Consider the following 1,844-nt stretch of genomic DNA (forward strand, 5'->3'; position numbering starts at 1 on the left):
TGGTGGACGCATCCAGCAATGGGCTATGGTCATGAATCAACTATTAGTTCATGACCACCTAAAGGAACGTGTGAAGAAATATCTAGAATAACTTACACACTTTTCTTGACAAGCCCGTTCTTCAAATGTCTTGTACTTACGTCTATAATACTTTTCACATTTGAGCGTTCCCCAAAAAGATTCCATTGGTCCGTTATCAATACATCTACCAACCCGGGACATACTTTGCCTCATGTTTGCTGCATCTATTTTTCGTTTAAACCCCTTCGAGGTATATTGGAATCCACGATCACTATGGATAAGGGGGCGATCCCCATTCAAAAGTGCTGTAGCTTGGTCAAGTGTTTTGAATACAAGGTTATTATTATTGGAATGTCCCAGGACATAGCTAACAATCGAACCATCGTATAGGTCACGAATGGCACTTAAATAAGCTTTCTTTGTCCCATATTTAAGTTCAGTGACATCCGTAACCCATTTTTCATTAGGTTTTTCTGCTGTAAACTCACGGTTAAGCACATTTTCTGCCACATGTTGAGGGGTAGACCGTCTGTATTGTTGTCTCTTTTTTACCCGAATAACGCTACGTAAATTTGAGATTTTCATTAGTCGATATATTCTCTTATGATTGATACTCTCTTTAAACTTCCGATTCATCTGTAACGTCATTTGACGGTAACCAAATGTTTCATCTACACTCTCGTGAAGAGCCTTCATTTCTTTAATAACTTTTTCATTCTGAAGTTCTCGAGCTGTAGGTATACGATTAAGCCACTTATAGTAAGCAGCTCGTGAAATATTGGCTAATTCACAAAGTAAAAGAATGCTTAGATTCTCTTCTTCATGAAGCTCCTGAATAGCAATATACTTATCTTCAAATCGGATTTGGCTTACCTTCGCCTCCTTTCGATCTCCTCTAACTTTTTTAAGAATAAATTCTCCGCACGTAACCGTTCATTTTCCCGTTCTAATCTTTTCATCTCAAACTGAATCTTCTCTTCTGGGGATAGCTCGGCTTCTACTTTATTTCTCCCCCGGTTATCTTTTAGTGCTTCGTCTCCACCAACTTCATACTTCTTAACCCACTGGTACACTTGTTGATAAGAGACCTCGTAGGTCTCAGCTGTTGCTTGATAATCTTTTCCGTTTCCTAGGCAATCAAGTACAATTTGAATCCTTTCATTCCAAGTAGTTTTTCTCCCTTTAGTCATAGAGCTCGTCATTCCTTTCGACGTATCCTTTAATTCTCTATGACTATTATACTTCTTTATCCAAAGACGAAGAGTGGAAGTAGTCGGAATTTCATATTTTCTAGTAACCTCCCGAATGGAGTATTCACCGCTTAGATAATCCTTTACTGCCCCCAGTTTAAGTTCCTTCGAATACTTCCTCCAGGTAGTGATTTCTTTTAATCCTTCCACTCCATACTTTTCGTATTTATATACCCAATCATAAATTGAGTCCTGATTTACATTATAAATTGATTCGAGTTCATTTATGGAATAATCCCCAGCTTGCATAGCTTTTATGATTTCGATTTTATCCTCTAACGATCGTGCTCTTTTTGACATAAAAAATACTCCCCTTAAAGTAAACAGATTTTTATTTTTTAATCTGTCTACCTTAAGGGGAGCATATCAAAGAACTTCCAACATGGTTTTTTTCTTATTTACGATGGAAATTCATTACTAAAAAACGGTAATACTAAAAAGGCAGCTCAAAGAGTTGTAGAGTAGAAAACAGGAATTAGATATTGCCTTCTTGTCCTCGGTTTTCAGGGTGTTCCACCTTACTAAGCCAGACAGGAGGGCTATTTCTTTTCCTGCTTCCCCTCATCAATTCCG

The 1,844-nt window shown here is 37.7% G+C and carries 2 protein-coding genes; both read right to left on the reverse strand.

What is annotated here, in order from left to right:
• Positions 1–48: 48 nt before the first annotated feature.
• Entirely contained in the window at positions 49–933 is an 885-nt protein-coding gene (locus ACTJJ9_RS26130) for an IS3 family transposase (RefSeq protein ID WP_145585429.1), read from the reverse strand.
• Positions 891–1,571 (reverse strand): helix-turn-helix domain-containing protein, encoded by a 681-nt coding sequence (locus ACTJJ9_RS26135; protein WP_145585430.1) that lies wholly within the window; start codon positions 1,569–1,571, stop codon positions 891–893. The genes ACTJJ9_RS26130 and ACTJJ9_RS26135 overlap by 43 nt, the downstream gene beginning before the upstream one ends.
• Between the last annotated feature and the right edge of the window lie 273 nt (positions 1,572–1,844).

The organism is Metabacillus sp. 22489 (assembly GCF_052044855.1).
Taxonomy (GTDB): Bacteria; Bacillota; Bacilli; order Bacillales; family Bacillaceae; genus Metabacillus; species Metabacillus niabensis.